At 70.1% G+C, this 16000-nt stretch carries 14 protein-coding genes; 10 read left to right on the top strand and 4 right to left on the bottom strand.

Annotation, left to right across the window (positions count from 1 at the left end; all coding sequences use genetic code 11):
• Positions 1-100: 100 nt before the first annotated feature.
• From metA to QQK49_RS04050, 4 genes are all read left to right on the top strand, one after another.
• Complete coding sequence (gene metA, locus QQK49_RS04065) at positions 101-1045, top strand: homoserine O-acetyltransferase MetA (RefSeq protein WP_284302827.1); 945 nt, start codon at positions 101-103, stop codon at positions 1043-1045.
• A gap of 51 nt (positions 1046-1096) precedes the next feature.
• Positions 1097-2209, top strand: coding sequence for a CobW family GTP-binding protein (locus QQK49_RS04060; RefSeq protein ID WP_284302826.1), 1113 nt, complete (start codon positions 1097-1099; stop codon positions 2207-2209).
• 258 nt (positions 2210-2467) lie between these two features.
• Positions 2468-3745 (top strand): lipase family protein, encoded by a 1278-nt coding sequence (locus tag QQK49_RS04055; RefSeq protein ID WP_284302825.1) that lies wholly within the window; start codon positions 2468-2470, stop codon positions 3743-3745.
• Between the two features lie 120 nt (positions 3746-3865).
• Positions 3866-4858, top strand: coding sequence for a hypothetical protein (locus QQK49_RS04050; protein WP_284302824.1), 993 nt, complete (start codon positions 3866-3868; stop codon positions 4856-4858).
• Here QQK49_RS04050 and QQK49_RS04045 read toward each other — a convergent pair.
• Genes QQK49_RS04045 through QQK49_RS04035 form a run of 3 tightly spaced genes read right to left on the bottom strand, consistent with a single transcriptional unit; the run spans position 4816 to position 6500 of the window.
• Positions 4816-5712: an IS3 family transposase gene (locus tag QQK49_RS04045; RefSeq protein ID WP_431310568.1), complete on the bottom strand. Its 897-nt coding sequence runs from the start codon at positions 5710-5712 to the stop codon at positions 4816-4818. The genes QQK49_RS04050 and QQK49_RS04045 overlap by 43 nt on opposite strands.
• Before the next feature lie 41 nt (positions 5713-5753).
• On the bottom strand, positions 5754-6044 hold the full coding sequence (locus tag QQK49_RS04040; RefSeq protein WP_182818941.1) for a transposase: 291 nt from the start codon (positions 6042-6044) through the stop codon (positions 5754-5756).
• 42 nt (positions 6045-6086) lie between these two features.
• Positions 6087-6500: a hypothetical protein gene (locus tag QQK49_RS04035; protein WP_284302822.1), complete on the bottom strand. Its 414-nt coding sequence runs from the start codon at positions 6498-6500 to the stop codon at positions 6087-6089.
• Between the two features lie 171 nt (positions 6501-6671).
• On the opposite strand from QQK49_RS04035, the gene pgm reads away from it, so the two are divergent.
• A complete protein-coding gene (pgm, locus tag QQK49_RS04030) occupies positions 6672-8336 on the top strand; it encodes a phosphoglucomutase (alpha-D-glucose-1,6-bisphosphate-dependent) (RefSeq protein ID WP_284302821.1) in 1665 nt (554 codons plus the stop codon).
• Between the two features lie 73 nt (positions 8337-8409).
• Here pgm and QQK49_RS04025 read toward each other — a convergent pair whose 3' ends face one another.
• Complete coding sequence (locus QQK49_RS04025) at positions 8410-9138, bottom strand: DUF4184 family protein (protein WP_284302820.1); 729 nt, start codon at positions 9136-9138, stop codon at positions 8410-8412.
• A 149-nt stretch (positions 9139-9287) separates the two neighbouring features.
• Here QQK49_RS04025 and QQK49_RS04020 point away from each other — a divergent pair, with 149 nt between their 5' ends.
• The 5 genes from QQK49_RS04020 to QQK49_RS04000 all read left to right on the top strand — a co-directional run bounded on the left by QQK49_RS04020 (position 9288) and on the right by QQK49_RS04000 (position 15985).
• Positions 9288-10772, top strand: coding sequence for a methyl-accepting chemotaxis protein (locus QQK49_RS04020; RefSeq protein WP_284302819.1), 1485 nt, complete (start codon positions 9288-9290; stop codon positions 10770-10772).
• Positions 10773-10833: 61 nt separating this feature from the next.
• Positions 10834-11289, top strand: a complete 456-nt coding sequence (locus tag QQK49_RS04015) for a hypothetical protein (protein WP_284302818.1) — start codon at positions 10834-10836, stop codon at positions 11287-11289.
• A gap of 51 nt (positions 11290-11340) precedes the next feature.
• On the top strand, positions 11341-12186 hold the full coding sequence (locus QQK49_RS04010) for a maleylpyruvate isomerase family mycothiol-dependent enzyme (protein ID WP_284302817.1): 846 nt from the start codon (positions 11341-11343) through the stop codon (positions 12184-12186).
• A gap of 183 nt (positions 12187-12369) precedes the next feature.
• Positions 12370-14670 carry a penicillin acylase family protein gene (locus QQK49_RS04005; RefSeq protein WP_284302816.1) on the top strand — a complete coding sequence of 767 codons (2301 nt, stop codon included), beginning with the start codon at positions 12370-12372 and terminating at the stop codon, positions 14668-14670.
• 109 nt (positions 14671-14779) lie between these two features.
• On the top strand, positions 14780-15985 hold the full coding sequence (locus QQK49_RS04000) for a GNAT family N-acetyltransferase (RefSeq protein WP_284302815.1): 1206 nt from the start codon (positions 14780-14782) through the stop codon (positions 15983-15985).
• Positions 15986-16000: the final 15 nt, after the last annotated feature.

Raw genomic sequence — 16000 nt, 5'->3', positions numbered from 1 at the left:
CCCGCCGGACCGGCCCGACCCGTCCGTGACCCGAGCCGTATCGTGGACACACCCCCGGCCAGGCCCGGACCGGTTCCTCGATCACTCGGGAGTCCTACTCGTGCCCGTCAGAATCCCGCACGCACTACCTGCCCGTCGCACGCTCGCGGGCGAGAACGTCTTCGTCATGTCACGCGAGCGCGCCGACATGCAGGACATCCGGCCGTTGTCGATCGCCATCGTCAACCTCATGCCGACGAAGATCGACACCGAGACCCAGCTGCTGCGTCTGCTCGGCAACACGGCGATGCAGGTCGAGATCACGCTGCTGACGATGCGCAGCTACGAGTCGCGCAACACCGCCCGTCAGCATCTCGACGCGTTCTACCGCACCTTCGACCAGGTGCGGGACGAGAAGTTCGACGGCCTCGTCATCACGGGGGCGCCCGTGGAGCATCTGCGGTTCGAGGAGGTCGAGTACTGGCCCGAGCTGTGCGAGATCCTCGACTGGAGCCGCACCAACGTGTACTCGACGATGCACGTGTGCTGGGGCGCGCAGGCCGGCCTGTACCGGCATTACGGCATCGACAAGCACGAGCTCGACGCCAAGATGTTCGGCGTCTTCGAGCACCGCGTGCACCAGCCGTTGGCCCCGACCGTCAGTGGTTTCGACGAGACCTTCCTCGCGCCGCACTCCCGCCACACGGGCACCTCGATCGCCGACATCGAGGCCGAGCCCGACCTGGAGGTCATCGCCACCTCCGAGGAGGCCGGCCTCTACCTCGCCGCCAGCAAGGACGGTCGGCGCATCTTCGTCACCGGACACCCCGAGTACGACCGCGACACCCTCAAGGGCGAGTACGACCGCGACATCGCCAAGGGCAAGGACATCGCCGTCCCCCGCGGCTACTACCCAGGCGACGACCCCGCGCAGCCGCCGCGCCAGCGGTGGCGCTCCCACGCCTACCTGCTCTACGCGAACTGGCTCAACTACAGCGTCTACCAACGCACCCCGTTCGACCGTTCGTCCATCTCCAACGCGGCCTCCGCCGACGAAGAGGACTGAGACGGCCGCCTCCGCCGCCTGGTCGGTGGAGCCGTCGTCGAAGGGGGAACGATGTCCGTCCGCACGAGAAGTCGTGTGCCCGTCATCGTCGTCTCCGGAGGACTCGGCAGCGGAAAGACGACGCTGCTCAATCACCTCCTGCGTCAGGGGATGGGCCGGATCGGAGTCGTCATCAACGACTTCGGCGACATCAACGTCGATGCGTTCCTCGTGCAGGGGCACGTCGACGCGACGGCCACGATCTCGGGCGGGTGCCTGTGCTGCCTGTCCGACCCGAGCGAACTCGACGACACGCTCGCCCTGCTGGCGCGGCCGTCGATGGACCTCGACGTCATCGTCGTCGAGGCCTCGGGTCTGGCCGAACCGCGTGAACTGGCGCGGATGCTCCTGTCGAGCACGGTCACCCGGATCCGGTTCGGGGGCATCGTCGAGGTCCTCGACGCGGCGGCCTGGCTGCCCGGGCCCGACGGGGCGATCGACCCCCTGCCCGTCGCGGTCGATCACCTGCAGGTGGCCTCACTGCTCGTCGTCAACAAGGACGACCTCCTGCACGACCACCCGGAGGCGGCGCAGCGTCTCACCGAGGCCCTGCAGCGCCACGCACCCGGCACGCCCGTGGTCCGGACGTCCTACGGGCGCATCGACCCCACGCTGCTGTTCGACGCCGCCGAGCGCGACGCACCCACCGGGCAGCTGTCGTTCACCGACCTCCTGCTCGAGCACGGCGCGAAGGACCACCGGCACGACGAGCACGACCACCATGACGAAGCCCCGGTCGGCGCTGACGAGTCCTGCCACGACCACGCGTGCGACCACGCGCATCACCGTTACTCGTCGGTGAGCGTCGAGTCGCCGCTGCCCGTGGACCCGCGGCGTCTCGTCGCGTTCCTCGAACATCGGGCGCCGGGGGTGTACCGCGTCAAGGGGCGGACACACGTCGACGTGCCCGGCAACGACCGTCAGTACATCGTCCAGGCCGTCGGCGGATGGCTCGCCTTCGAGAAGCGACCCTGGCCCGCCGACACCGCCCCGATCACCCAGCTCGTCGCCATCGGCACCGGCATCGACACCGAGGCGGTCGAGGAAGCCATGCGGGCGTGCCTGTCCGAGGAGGGCCCCCTCGACCCGGACCGCCTCCACGCGATGACCCGCTACACCCGCTGAAGCGTCCCTTCCCGCATCTCGACCCCCTCCTCCTCACTCGGGCCGCCTCGACGTCGACGCGGCCCGAGTGAGGAGGAGGCCGTGGCCCGATGTCGTGGGCGCCGAAGGGAGTTCGTGATCCCCGGCGATGGAACCCGACCCACCACCCCGGAACTACTCGTCAGTAGGCACACGGGCAGCCGAAAGTCAACCGTTGCGGTGGCCGGTTACTCCTGCGTAGGTTCCTCTCACCATCCCGGCTTTCACCCAGGAGTTCCCATGTCTGCGTCCAGGCTCCTTCGGGGGAGCGGCACCTTCCTCGCGTGCGCCCTTCTCGTCTCCGCCGCCGCCGTTCCCGCCTCCGCGAGCCCGGGCGACATCCCCGGAACCGCCGGCGCCGCCACGCTGACCGGCGTCGCCGAAGGCCCCCGTCCCGCGTTCTACGAACCGCCCAGCGCGCTGCCCGCGAAGCCCGGCACCGTCATCCGGCAGGAGCACGGCGACACCGTGGCCGACCCGCTGCGCGCCAACGACCTGAGCTTCGACGCGCGCCGCGTCATGTACTCGAGCAAGGACCGCGAGGGCAACACCATCGCCCTCACCGGCCTCGTCGTCGTGCCGCGCGCGAAGTGGATCACCCCGGGCAAGAAGCGTCCGATCATCGTCCACGCCCCCGGCACACAGGGCACCGGCGACCGTTGCGCCGCCTCCCGCAAGTTCCAGCAGTTCTCCCAGTACGAGATCCTGTTCATGAAGAACCTGCTGCTGCGCGGGTACGCCATCGCGATCCCCGACTACCAGGGGCTCGGGACCCCCGGGTCGCACACCTACATGGTCCGGGAGGCCCAGGCCCACGCAGTGCTCGACATGGCCCGCGCCGCAGCAGGACTCGGGTTCACCGGCATCGACAGCTCCAACCCGGTGGGCCTCAACGGTTACTCCCAGGGTGGTGGAGCGGTGGCGGCGGCCGCCGAGCTCGCCCCCTCCTACGCACCCGAGCTCGACATCAAGGGCGCCGCCGCCGGAGCGGTCCCGGCCGACCTCGTCCCCGTGGGCAGGAAGATCGAAGGCTCCCTCTACTCGGCCTTCACCCTGTACTCGGCGATCGGCCTCATGACGGGCTACCACATCGACCCGAAGGACTCGCTCAACGAGGCCGGCCTGGAGACCCTGCGCCGCGCCGAGGACCACTGCGCGCTGGAGATCACGACGTTCGGTGGCCTCAAGACCGCGACGCTGACCAAGGACGGCAAGCCCCTCTACACGTCCTTCGACACCGAGCCGATGCGCAGCGCCATCGCCGACAGCCGGATCGGGAGGCTCAAGCCGGCGGTCCCTGTCCTCGTCACCCACGCGTTGGGTGACGACGTCGTCCCCTACGCCGTCGGCAAGCAGCTCGCCAAAGACTGGTGTGCGCAGGGAGCCGACGTCCAACTGCGTACCCACCTCAATGTGAGCCACCTCACCGGCGGATTCACCCACGCCACCGCTGCCCAGTTGTGGTTCGAGGGACGTTTCGCCGGCACCAAGCAGCTCTCCAACCGCCGCCTCCTCTGACGCTCGCGACCTCAGGCCTGCCGCCTGCCACCGGCGACGCCTCCCCGACCGACCAGGATCGGGGAGGCGTCGCCGCGTCAGGTCCGGCTCAGTGGTCGTGACCCTCGTGGCCCTCCCCTCGTGGCCGTGGCCGTCGGCGCTCTTCGCCGGGTTCTCCGCCTCACCGGTGGTGACGGCGATCTCCACCGGCGTGTGCGGCAGGTCGTAGGTGTTGCTCACGGCCTTCTTGTGCAGGTCGACGACGTGCAGCTTCTTCTTCTCGGCGTCGGTGACGTAGGCCTTGTCGCCGGCCACCTTGATCGCCGGGCCCGGCTCCTGCCAGTCCTTCTTCTCCTGCCAGGGCTCGATGACCTTGATCGAGGCCGTCTGCGTCCCCTTCTCCTCGTCGATGACGCGCAGGCTGCCGTCGTAGGTGAGCACGAGCCCCTCACCCTCGGGGCCGCGCGCGAGCGAGCGGAACCAGTACGGCGAGCCGAGGTCGACGAGCTTGAGGCTGTCGTTGCGGGTGTCGATCAACGCGACCCGCGTCGGTCGCTCCTGCTCGGCGTCCTTGTCGACCTTGTAGTCCCCGAGCACGATCGGCGAAGCGTCGGATCCGGCGAGGTTGCCCGAGCGGGAATAGGCGTCCTTGACCGGCACCTTGTGGAAGGCGCCGTCACGGAAGACGACGGGGCCGTTCTCGCACCCGAAGACCACGACGTCGCCGTGGGTGTCGGGCTTGGCCGCGGCCTCGCCGTGGACTCCCGGGCAGTCCTTGGTCTCGCTGAGGACCGTCGAGCCCTTCTTGTTCTGGATCGTCGTGCGCGCGTCCTTGGTGCCCTGCGTGGTGAGCAGCGACCCGTCGGCCAGCTCCATGGCGACACCGTGATGTGCCGCGTCGGCGCCGTAGCGCGTCGGGCCGCGGCCGGTGTCGGCGACCTTGTCCGAATCCATCGCGAGGATCGTCCCGTCGCCGTCGGCGAACAACACGGTCCGGCCGTGATGCAGGACGACATGTCCGGCGTGGGGCATGTCGTAGGTGACCGCGGTCAGGCCGGGTGTGGTTCCCCCGGATCGTGGAGGGCTTCGGGCTACGCGGCGTCCGGGACGGACGCTGCGGTGGACTGCTCGTAGTTGACCGGTGACATCATGCCAGCCGCGCTATGCCGGCGTTGGTGGTTGTAGAATCCGTAGGCCCAGTCGATGACCAGGGCCCGGGCCTGGGCTCGGGTGTCGAACGCCTGCCGGGACAGGACCTCCCACTCCAGGGAGGAGAAGAACGCCTCGGCGGCGGCGTTGTCGAAGCACGACCCGACCCGGCCCATCGACTGGCGGATCCCGAGGTCGGCGCAGAGCCGGGTGAACGAGGTCGCCGTGTAGGTCGAGCCCCGGTCGGTGTGGAAGATGACCCGGTCGGACTCGTCCTCGCGCCAGATCGCCTCCTTGCCGCCGCGAGCGGTCACGGCCATCTGGATCGCCGCGCACGCCAGGTCAGCGTCGGGGTGGGCACTGGTGGCCGCGCCGAGCAACCGGCGCGAGTACAGGTCGATCACGGTGGCCAGGTACAGCTTGCCCTCGGCCGTGGGGATCTCGGTGATGTCGCCGACCCACTTGCAGTTCGGCGCCGGCGCGGTGAAGTTGCGACGCACCAGGTCCGGGAACTTGGGTGCGGTCTTGTCCTGCCTGGTCAGGCCGCTGCGCCGCTTGATGACGCGGGCGACCAGGCCTTGGCGGCGCATCGACTCGGCGACCGTCTTCTCGCTGATCTGCCAGCCAGCCTCGCGCAGGTCGGCGTGCAAGCGCGGTGAGCCGTGCAGGCCCTTGGCGTTCTTGAACGCGACGCGCACCGCGCGGTCGACGGTGTCGCGGCGGCGGTCGGTGTCGGTGAACAGCCCGCTGGCAGCGCCGGGACCGTCGGCGCGCTTGATCCACTTGTAGAACCACGCTTCGGAGACTCCGAGCAGCGAGCAGACAAGGGCGTGTGGCACGGCGTAGTTGGTCCTCTGGTCGGCGATGAAGCGTGCCACGCTCACTTCGTCGCCTCCTTCACCCACAGGACCACGGATCGCTTGAGGACATCACGCTCCATCCGCAGCTCGGCGACCTCGGCGCGCAGCCGTTTCAGCTCCTCGTAGTCGTCCTTGGACAGCTCTCCATGACCCTCGCGTGCGGCACGGGCGCGTTGGACCCAGTTGCCCAGCGTGCCCTCGTTCACGCCAAGATCGCGAGCGACCTGCGCGATCGGCTTGTTCGTCTCCTCGACGATCCGGACCGCTCCCTCACGGAACTCCCGGTCGTACTTCTTACGCTTCTCTGGCATCTCGATCCCTCATTGTGGATGCCTCTACGCTCCAGGGGAACTTCAGGGGTCGGTCTCGAAGTTGTGCTTGTGGTCGCCGTGGGGCTGGGAGCTGATTCCGGTGTCGTAGAGGCGGAACGTGTCGGAGTCGGTGACGAAGACGTGCCGCCCGTCTCCGGCGTTGTTCAGCCGCAGGAACGCGGAATGCTTGGTCTCCTTGAGGACCTTGCCGGTCCCGGCGTCGAGGAGGGTCAGGCCGTCGGCGTGCGACATGAGCAGGCGCGGCTTGACCGTGCCGACCTCGCGTTCGTTGCCACCGGCCCCCGGGTCGGCGATGGAGGTCGAGGTGGGCGCGGAGGGCGCCTGGTCGGTGGGGTTCTGGCCGGGCGCGCCGCCAGGACCTCCGCACGCGGTGAGAGTGAGGGCGCCGAGGGCCAGCCCGGCGATGGAAAGCGGGAGAGGTGTGTCGATACGCATGGCCGGCACTCTAATGATAATCGTTCTCATATTCATCCCTGCTCTCCTCCACCGCCGAGACCGCCGCCTATAGGCGGCGGTCTCGGCGAATTCCGGAGTCGAGGACATCCTCGTCGCGGGGGTCGATCACCGGCCCACCACGGGAGCTCCCTCGCTGCAAAGATGGGGGCCATGACCGACTCCCGCGCAGGACAGCTCGCCCAGCCCCACGATCTCGTCGACGTCGCTCATCTCGTCACCGCCTATTACACGGGCCGGCCGGATCCCCAGAACGTCGACCAGCAGGTGGCGTTCGGCACCTCGGGTCACCGTGGCAGCAGCCTGAAGACGGCGTTCAACGAGCACCACATCCTGGCCACGACCCAGGCGATCGTCGACTACCGCCGCGAGCAGGGTTTCGACGGGCCGCTGTTCATCGGCCGCGACACCCACGGATTGTCCGAGCCGGCCTGGGCCAGCGCCATCGAGGTCCTCGTGGCCAACGGTGTCGACGTGCGGGTCGACGCCGAGGACCGCTACACCCCGACCCCGGCCGTGAGCCACGCGATCCTGCGCGCCAACAAGGGCAAGATCGGCGGGGTCGACGACCTGCCCGCGAACGCCGGGCTCGCCGACGGCATCGTCGTCACCCCGAGCCACAACCCGCCCAGCGACGGCGGGTTCAAGTACAACCCGCCCCATGGCGGCCCGGCCGACACCGACGCGACGACCTGGATCGCCGACAAGGCCAACGAGTACATCCGCGTCGGGCTCAAGGGCGTCCAGCGCCTCCCCTTCCCGCAGGCCCGCGAGCGCTGCGAGCCGTATGAGTTCAAGCGCATCTACGTCGAGGACCTCGAGAACGTCATCGACATGGCGGCCATCAAGGACGCCGGGGTGCGCATCGGCGCCGACCCGCTCGGCGGCGCGTCCGTCGACTACTGGGGCGCGATCGGCGAGCACTACGGCCTCGACCTCACCGTCGTCAATCCGCTGGTCGACCCCACCTGGCGCTTCATGACCCTGGACTGGGACGAGAAGATCCGCATGGACTGCTCCTCCCCCTCGGCGATGGCCTCGCTCATCGACCAGAAGGACTCCTACGACATCGCCACCGGCAACGACGCGGACTCCGACCGGCACGGCATCGTCACCCCCGACGGCGGGTTGATGAACCCCAACCACTACCTCGCGGTGGCCATCCAGTACCTCTTCGGTGGCGCCCGGCCCGACTGGTCGGCGGACGGATTCATCGGCAAGACCCTCGTGTCGAGCTCGATGATCGACCGGGTCGCCGAGGACCTCGGCCGTCGCCTCGTGGAGGTGCCGGTCGGGTTCAAGTGGTTCGTGCCCGGCCTGCTCGACGGGTCCGGCCCGTTCGGCGGTGAGGAGTCGGCGGGCGCGTCGTTCCTCCGCTTCGACGGCTCCGTGTGGAGCACCGACAAGGACGGCATCATCCTGGCGTTGCTCGCGAGCGAGATCCAGGCGAAGACGGGCAGGAGTCCCTCGCAGCACTACGCCGACCTCGTGGCACAGCACGGCGAACCGGCCTACGCCCGGGTGGACGCACCCGCCGACCGGGAGCAGAAGGCCAAGCTCAAGAAGCTGTCCCCCGAGGCCGTGACCGCGGACTCGCTGGCGGGAGAGCCGATCACGGCCAAACTCACCGAGGCGCCCGGCAACGGCGCGGCGATCGGCGGCCTCAAGGTGACGACGGAGTCCGCGTGGTTCGCCGCCCGCCCCTCGGGCACCGAGGACGTCTACAAGATCTACGCGGAGTCGTTCACGGGCCCGGAGCACCTCGAGCAGGTGCAGGCCGAGGCACGCGAGGTGGTCTCCGCGGCGCTGGCCGACTGAGCAGGCGCGATCGGCGGCCGCACCCGGTCCGGGTGCGGCCGCCGACGTGCGTGGTCCACGGCCATCTCCGCCGTCACCTGCGCGGGGCCACGTGCCAGAGCGCGCACGTCAGCGTCAGAACGGCCACGCCGGCGACCGCGCCCTGGGTGATGACCCCGTAGGCCACCGAGCGCAGTGAGATCTCCGATGCCGTCGCGACGACGACCGCCGCGGTGAGAGCCACGGCGCCGGTGGGCGCGGCGAGGATCCAGGGCGCGAGCCGGGGCCTCGCCCGGGGTGCCTGCGGCGCAGGAGGCGTGCGGTACAGGAGGATCGCGACGACGACGGCGAGCAGCAGCAGGCCACCGACACCGCTGACGTACTGGGCCCACTTCACCCCGGGCAGGCCCGCATGGACCTCGGCCAACCACGTGATGTGCCGTTCTCCCCAACGCCCGATGTGGGTGAACTCGTCCCACACCACGTGGGTCGTTGCTCCGACGGCGACGGCCACCGGCACGAGCAGCGCCCGCATCCCACGGGGCGCGGGCGCGGAGGCGATCCGGCGTCGCAGCGGGCTCGGTGCCGCGTCCAGCACCGGCGCGCGGATCACCGCATGCCACACGGCCCACACGAGCACCCCGATCACCACGTCGACCGTGACCAGGCCGAGCGGGGTGTGGGTGGTGGCGTAGTCCAGCGGCGCCCAGGGCAGGAACAGCGGGAGGTCGGGCACCATCGACCCGATGACCAGGGCCGACATCGGCAACGGGGTCCTTCTCAGCGCAAGGACGGCGACGGGATGGGCGAAGGTCACGGGCACGGCCACGAGGGTAGGAGCGACTCCTGGGAGCCGGCTTCGACGCGGGTGCCAGGCCGCCTCGGCACGTGGTCGAGGGGTGACCGACGTCTCATGTCGCCCTCGCCGCGGACGATGGGCAGTCGGTATCCAAACGGACGAAACGGACTCTCGTGGACTTCAACGCGACCATCATCAGCCATGCCGGATGGCGCGCCCGTCTCGAGGGTGCCGTCAGCGGAGTCGAGCGGGTCGAGGCCGACGAGGTCGGCCGCACCGACCTCTGCGAGCTCGGAGCCACCGTGGGTGCGGGCCGGGCACGCCAGGATCTGCCCGCCGACATCCATGACGCGCTGGTCACTATGCACGACCGATTCCACGAGGTCGCCGCGCAGGTGGCCCGCGACGTGACGGCCGGACGCACCGACGATGCCCGCGCAAGCCTGCGGATCGACGGGGAGTTCAGTCGCACGTCCTCCGCCCTCGTCCGCATGTTGTCGGCCCTCACCGCCGGAGATCAGGCCCTGGCACGGGCGGTCGAGATCGATCGGCCGGCTGAGCCCCGCGTCGTCGAACCCCACGACAACCCCTACCGCAAGGGCGCGCTCGTCATGCTGGGGTTCGCCGTGTGCCTCGCGGCGGTGGGCCTGATCTGCGGATTCGTCCTGTCGGGGCCGTGGATCGTCGCTTTCTCGCTCGTCATGGCCGTGGTACTCCCCACGGCGTTGTTCATCCTCATCAAGAATCTGCTCATCCTGCCGATCGTCGCCCCCGTCCGCGACATCGCCGACCGGTTGCACCTCGGCGAGCTGCCCAAGGGCGGCGTCACTTGGACCGCCCGCGCACGCATCGACGAACACATGGACCGGCTCGAATACCGACAGGCCCTCATGACCCATCTGGTCGCCTCCAACGCGGCCAACGTCGCTGCGGTGGCCGACAGCCTGGCCGCCGAGATCGCCGACGTCTCCCGGGCGGCCGAGTCGGCGACGAGCGCGACCTCCGAGATCAGCGACAGCGTCACGTCGATCTCGCAGGCCGTGGACGAGTTGTCGGCGGCCATCCGCGAGATCTCCCGCGCCGTCGAGAACTCCTCCACCCTGTCGGGCTCGGTGCGCAGCTCGATGAGCACGACCGCCCGTGACGTCGGGCAGCTCGAGGACGCCGCGACGTCGGTCTCGCAGGTCGTCGAACTCATCGACGCGATCGCCTCGCAGACCAACATGCTGGCCCTCAACGCGACGATCGAGTCGGCGCGGGCGGGTGAGCTGGGCAAGGGCTTCGCGGTCGTGGCCGGTGAGGTCAAGGATCTCGCCGGTGAGACCGGGTCGGCGACGCGCGACATCGGCGAGCGGATCGGGCACATCCGCGGACTGTCCGCCTCGATGATGACCTCGTTCTCCTCCCTCGACTCCGACATCAACTCCCTCGACGAACAGCAGTCGATGATGGCCGCGATGGCGACGCAGCAGGCCGGCACGGTCGCGACGATCTCGGCCCGCGCGTCGGAGTCCTCCGGGGCACTGCGCGACGTGACCACGCGGATCGGAGGCGTGTCCTCGACGATGGCCGGGACGCGACAACTCGCCGCCGTCTCCCAGGACACCGCCCGCCAGCTCTCGGGCCTCGCCGAGGAGATGGACCAACTCCTGCGCTGAGGCCCGTCGGGGCGTGTGGCAGGGTGATTCCTCCACGACACCGGGAGCGAGAGGGAACGTGATGAGCGCCGACGAAACGCCGGAGGGCCGCTTCTTCCTGCTGAGCGGCGCGGGAGCCGACGACGTGGCGCGGGCCCTGACCGCGCGTCTACCGCGGGCGGCCTCGGTCGACGGTCCGGTGGTCGGGGCGATGTTCGGCGGGGACGCCGAGGGATCCGGTCTGGAACAGACCTTCCTGCGTTACACGGCCGGGATCGCCCTGGCCGACAGCTTTCGCCTGGCCGGGTACGACGCGGTCGTCGCCGACGACGTGCCCGCCGAGCACCTCGAGGCCTACCTCGACTTCGCCTCCCCCACACCGATCCACCTCGTGCGCCTCGGCGCCTCGCCCGCCGGCGACCTGCCCGGGCTCGGACTCACCGCCGACGCCCCGGACGCGGTCGTGGAGGAGATCCTGGCCCGTCTGCCCGAGTCCGTGGTCGAGACGGAGACCGAGCAGGACACCGACGATCGCTGAACGTTCGGATTCCCCCGTGCAGCGCGCACGCGACGGTGGGAGGGTGGGCGCATGAGCACAGCGTCATCGACCCGACTCGACCCGGACCGGTACCTGGCGGCCGTCGCCGCCGACGCGGCCCGCTTCGTCGACGTCCTCGCCACGGTCCCGGACGGTACCCGCGTGCCGACCTGCCCCGACTGGAACGTCGAGGATCTGCTGCATCACCTCGGGCAGGTCCACCACTTCTGGGCGCTGGTCATCACCACCGGTGTGCGTGACGACGCCGAGGCCGAGGCCCTCACGCCCCTCCCCCGGCCCGATGACCGGCAGACACTCCTCGACGTGGTCCGCGGCGCGAGCGGTCGCCTGCTCGACGCCCTGGACAGCACGCCCGCCGACGCGGAGGCGTGGACGTGGGCGCCGGACGACCACACGGTCGGGTTCATCCAGCGGCGTCAGGCGCACGAGGCGTGCATCCATCGCCTCGACGCCGAGCTGACCGCCGCACCCGACTGCAGCGCCCGGACCGCGATCGATCCGATGCTGGCGACGGACGGTGTCGACGAAGCGCTGCGTCTCATCGGAGCGGCGGTCCCGCCGGAGGCGACCGTCGAGCCAGAGGAGGACCGTCTGGTGCGCGTCGTCGCCTCCGACACCGGCACCACGTGGCTGGCGACGATGACCAGGGTCGTCGTCAGGCAGGACGGTCGGCCCAGGGCGTCGCAGGGGATCTCCGTCGCCGACGTCGACCCGGCCGACGGGACGGTGCGACCGGTGGCCATCCTCTCGGGCACGGCCGAGGACCTGGATTGCTCCTTCTGGGGGCGGCCCACGCTCGGCGACCTGCACCGCACCGGCGATCTCACGCTTCTCGCGGAGTTCGAGGCGACCTTCTCGAACCGGCCCGGAGGCTGACCCCGCACCTGCACACCCTGTGGGCAGATCCGGCGAAATTCGGCACAGTGTGCCGGATTCCGCTCGGGTAGCGTCGGGAACCCCGATGACGAGGAGGTCATCCATGTACCGACGCAGCCCCTGTCCCGCGTCGCCGCCGTACTCGGTAGCGGCGGACTCGCACTGACCGTCGCAGGCACCCCGGTGCTGGCCGCCACAGAAACTCCAGCCACCACCGACATCACCCACCGGACCGTGGCCGGTCTGGAGAAGAAGGTGACGATCGACGTCGACCGCTGGGGCATCCCCCACATCTTCGCCGAGTCGACGAACGACGTGTTCCTCGCGCAGGGCTTCAACGCCGCGCGCGACCGGCTCTTCCAGATCGACCTGTCGCACCGCCGAGGCCTCGGCAAGCTCTCCGAGGTGTTCGGGGACAAGTACCTCGAGCAGGACCGCGCCGCCCGCCTCTTCCTCTACCGGGGCGACATGGACGCCGAATGGGCCTCCTACGGGCCCGGCGCCAAGCAGATCGCGACCAAGTTCGCCGCCGGCATCAACGCCTACATCGACTGGCTCAAGGACAACCCCGACCAGCTGCCGCCGGAGTTCGAGGCGCTGGGCTACACCCCGGACCGGTGGACACCCGAGGACATCGTGCGGATCCGCACCCACGCCCTCGTCGACGGGCTCGAGGACGAGGTGGGCCGGGCCAAGCTCGCCTGCGAGAACGCCCTCGGCCTGGACGACCTGCGGATGAAGCGCGAGCCCTCGACGACGACGTCGGTGCCGGCGGGGCTGGACCCCTGCCTCCCGAAGGACGTCCTCGGCGTCTACGAGGACGCCACGAAGTCGGTGAAGTTCACGGGCGACCTCGAGAATCCGCTGGAGTTCACGGCTGCCGGCGATGCGGCGGAGCCGGACGGCAGCAACAACTGGGTCGTCTCCCCGCGCCGATCGGCCACGGGACGGGCCGTGCTCGCCAACGACCCGCACCGCGTGCACCAGGCTCCCTCGCTGCGCTACGTCGCCCACCTCTCGGCGCCCGGCATGAACGTCATCGGCGGTGGCGAGCCGGCGCTTCCGGGCATCTCGATCGGGCACAACGGCTCGATCGCGTTCGGCCTGACGATCTTCGGCACCGACGCCCAGGACCTGTACACCTACGACCTGGACGAGACGGGCACGAAGTATCGGTACAAGGGCGGGTGGGAGGACATTCGCACCGAGACCGAGAAGATCGGCGTCCGCGGCGGCGCCCCCGTCACCAAGGACGTCAGCTTCACCCGCCACGGACCGGTCGTGCACGTCGACAAGGCCAAGCGCAAGGCCTACGCGATCCGGTCGGTCTGGTCCGACCCCGGCACCTCCGCGTACTTCGCGAGCATCGGCTACATGCGCGCCAACAACTGGTCGGAGTTCGTCGCCGCACTGCGCCGCTGGGGAGCACCCGGCGAGAACCAGGTGTACGCCGACGCCAAGGGCAACATCGGGTGGAAGGCCGCCGCGTTCGCCCCACGCCGCACCGGGTACGACGGTCTGCTCCCCGTGCCCGGCGACGGCCGGTACGAGTGGAACGGCTACATCCCCAGCGAGAACCTGCCCGAGGTGTACAACCCGCGCCAGGGCTGGTTCGCCACGGCCAACCAGTTCAACCTCCCACCGAACACGCCCCGGGAGGACGTCACGGCCTACGAGTGGTCGTACCCGGACCGGCACCGACGCATCAGCCATGTACTCTCCCGGCAGCCCCAGCACACCCTCGAGGACTCCAAGGCACTGCAGCACGACGTCGTCTCCACCCGCGCGCAGTGGCTGACGCGCCTCATCCGCCCCCTCGAGAGCGACGACCCCACCACCACTGCGGCCCTCGACCTCATGTCCGGGTGGAACGGGTCGGAACACCTGGGCTCGGTGCAGGCGATGCTGTTCGAGAAGTACTGGGAGGAGCGGCTCAACCACGCCGTCCGTGACGTGCTCGTGCCGGAAGACAAGCGCAAGCTGGTCGAGGACGTGGACTGGCTGGTCGTCGAGGACGTCCTGAAGCACCCGAAGAAGTACACGAGCACGCTGGGTGCCGACCCCGAGGCCGCGCGCGACCGGATCCTGCTGGCCACCCTCACCGACGCCTACACGAAGGCGCTCTCCGAGCGTGGTGCGGTGTCGGAGAAGACGTGGGGGTACGAGGGCAACAAGGTGACGATGAACCACCCCCTCGGCAAGCACGACGGACGCCTCGACGTCGGCCCGTTCGCGATCCCGGGGTCGAGCACCACCCCCATCGCCTCGGGACGGGCGTCGTACAAGCAGGTCATCGACGTCGGCAACTGGGACGCCTCGTGGGTCATGAACACCCCCGGCCAGTCAGGCGATCCCGCCAGCAAGCACTACCGCGACCTCGCCGAGCCGTGGTCGAAGGGCGAGTACGTACCGATGCTCTACAGCCGCAAGGCGATCGAGAAGCACACGACGCAGCGGATCGTCCTCTCCCCGGCCCAGGGCTGAGGACGCGTGGCGGGAGCGTGGCACCGGTCCACGCTCCCGCCACGTCCGTTCGACCCGGGCCCCCGGAATATTCGCTGCCCGCGCAGGAGCCGTGTGACACGCTCGGGCCGTGACGTTCCTGATCCGGCCTGCACAGAACTCCGATGCGGACAAGCTGGCCTCGGCGCGGCTGTCGTCGGAGGCGTTCGGGTACTCCCTGCCCACCGACCCCGGCGACCTCGGGCCGCTCGATGCCCCCGGCCAGACGATGTACCTCGCCGAGCGCGACGGTGTCGTCGTGGGCAAGGCCCGAGACCTGCACTACGACAGCTGGTTCGGTGGCTGCGTGGTGCCGACCTCCGGGGTGGCGTCGGTGACCGTCGCCACCGAGGAACGCGGCCGCGGCACCATGCGCGCGGTGATGCTCGAGCTCATGCGCGGTGCGCGCGAGCGTGGCGCCGCCGTCTCGACGCTCGTCCCCACCGCACCGGCCGCCTATCGGCCGTGCGGGTACGAGTCGATCACCACCTACGAACACCTGCGGCTGCCGACCGCGTCACTCGCGCCCGTCACCCGTGGCAGCGGGACGACGCGACGCGCCACGGCGGCCGACCGACCGGCGCTCGCGGCCGTCTACGACGCCTGGGCCCGCGCGCAGAACGGCCCGTTGACCAGGCGGGGTCCGGCGTTCGGCGACCCGGACCAGGTCTTCCAGACCCACGCCGTCACGCTCGCGCTCGACCCGGCGGGAGAGACCGTCGGGTATGCCGCGTGGAAGCACACGGGCGGCTACTACGGTGGTGGCCTCCTCGAGGTCGACGACCTCGTCGCCACCACCCTCGACGGATACCGGCTGTTGCTCGGCGCCCTCGGGTCGTCCGCGGCGGTGGCGCCCACCACCGAACTCCTGTCGTCGGGGTCGAGCGGCCTCGACCTGCTCCGGTTGGTCGTCCCCGGCCGTTCGTGGCCCGCCGCCGAGATCGACCACTACATGCTCGCGGTGCTGGACGTCGTCGCGGCCTTCGAGGCGCGCGGATACGTCCACGGCATCGACACGACGGTGCGCTTCGGGGTCGGCGGAGCGCCGCTGGCCGGGGTCGACGGGACCTACGAGCTGGCCGTCGAGGCCGGCCGGGGACGCTGCCGGCGCCTCGCGGATGTCGTGGACGCGGGTGAGGTTCCGGTGTTCGACGCCCGAGGACTCGCCCTGTGGTTCGCGGGCGCCCAGTCCTGCGCCAACATCGCCGCGGTCGGCGGCCTGACGGGTGCGCCGGCCCCGGGCCTTCTCGACGCCCTCATGGGTGGCCGGCAGGTCCACATCCGCGACAGCTTCTGATCGGGCGCACCATTC

The organism is Mobilicoccus caccae (assembly GCF_030161635.1).
Classification (GTDB): Bacteria; Actinomycetota; Actinomycetes; order Actinomycetales; family Dermatophilaceae; genus Mobilicoccus; species Mobilicoccus caccae.
The sequence above is the reverse complement of the archived record's forward strand: the minus strand, read 5'-3'. Positions and strand labels throughout refer to the sequence as shown.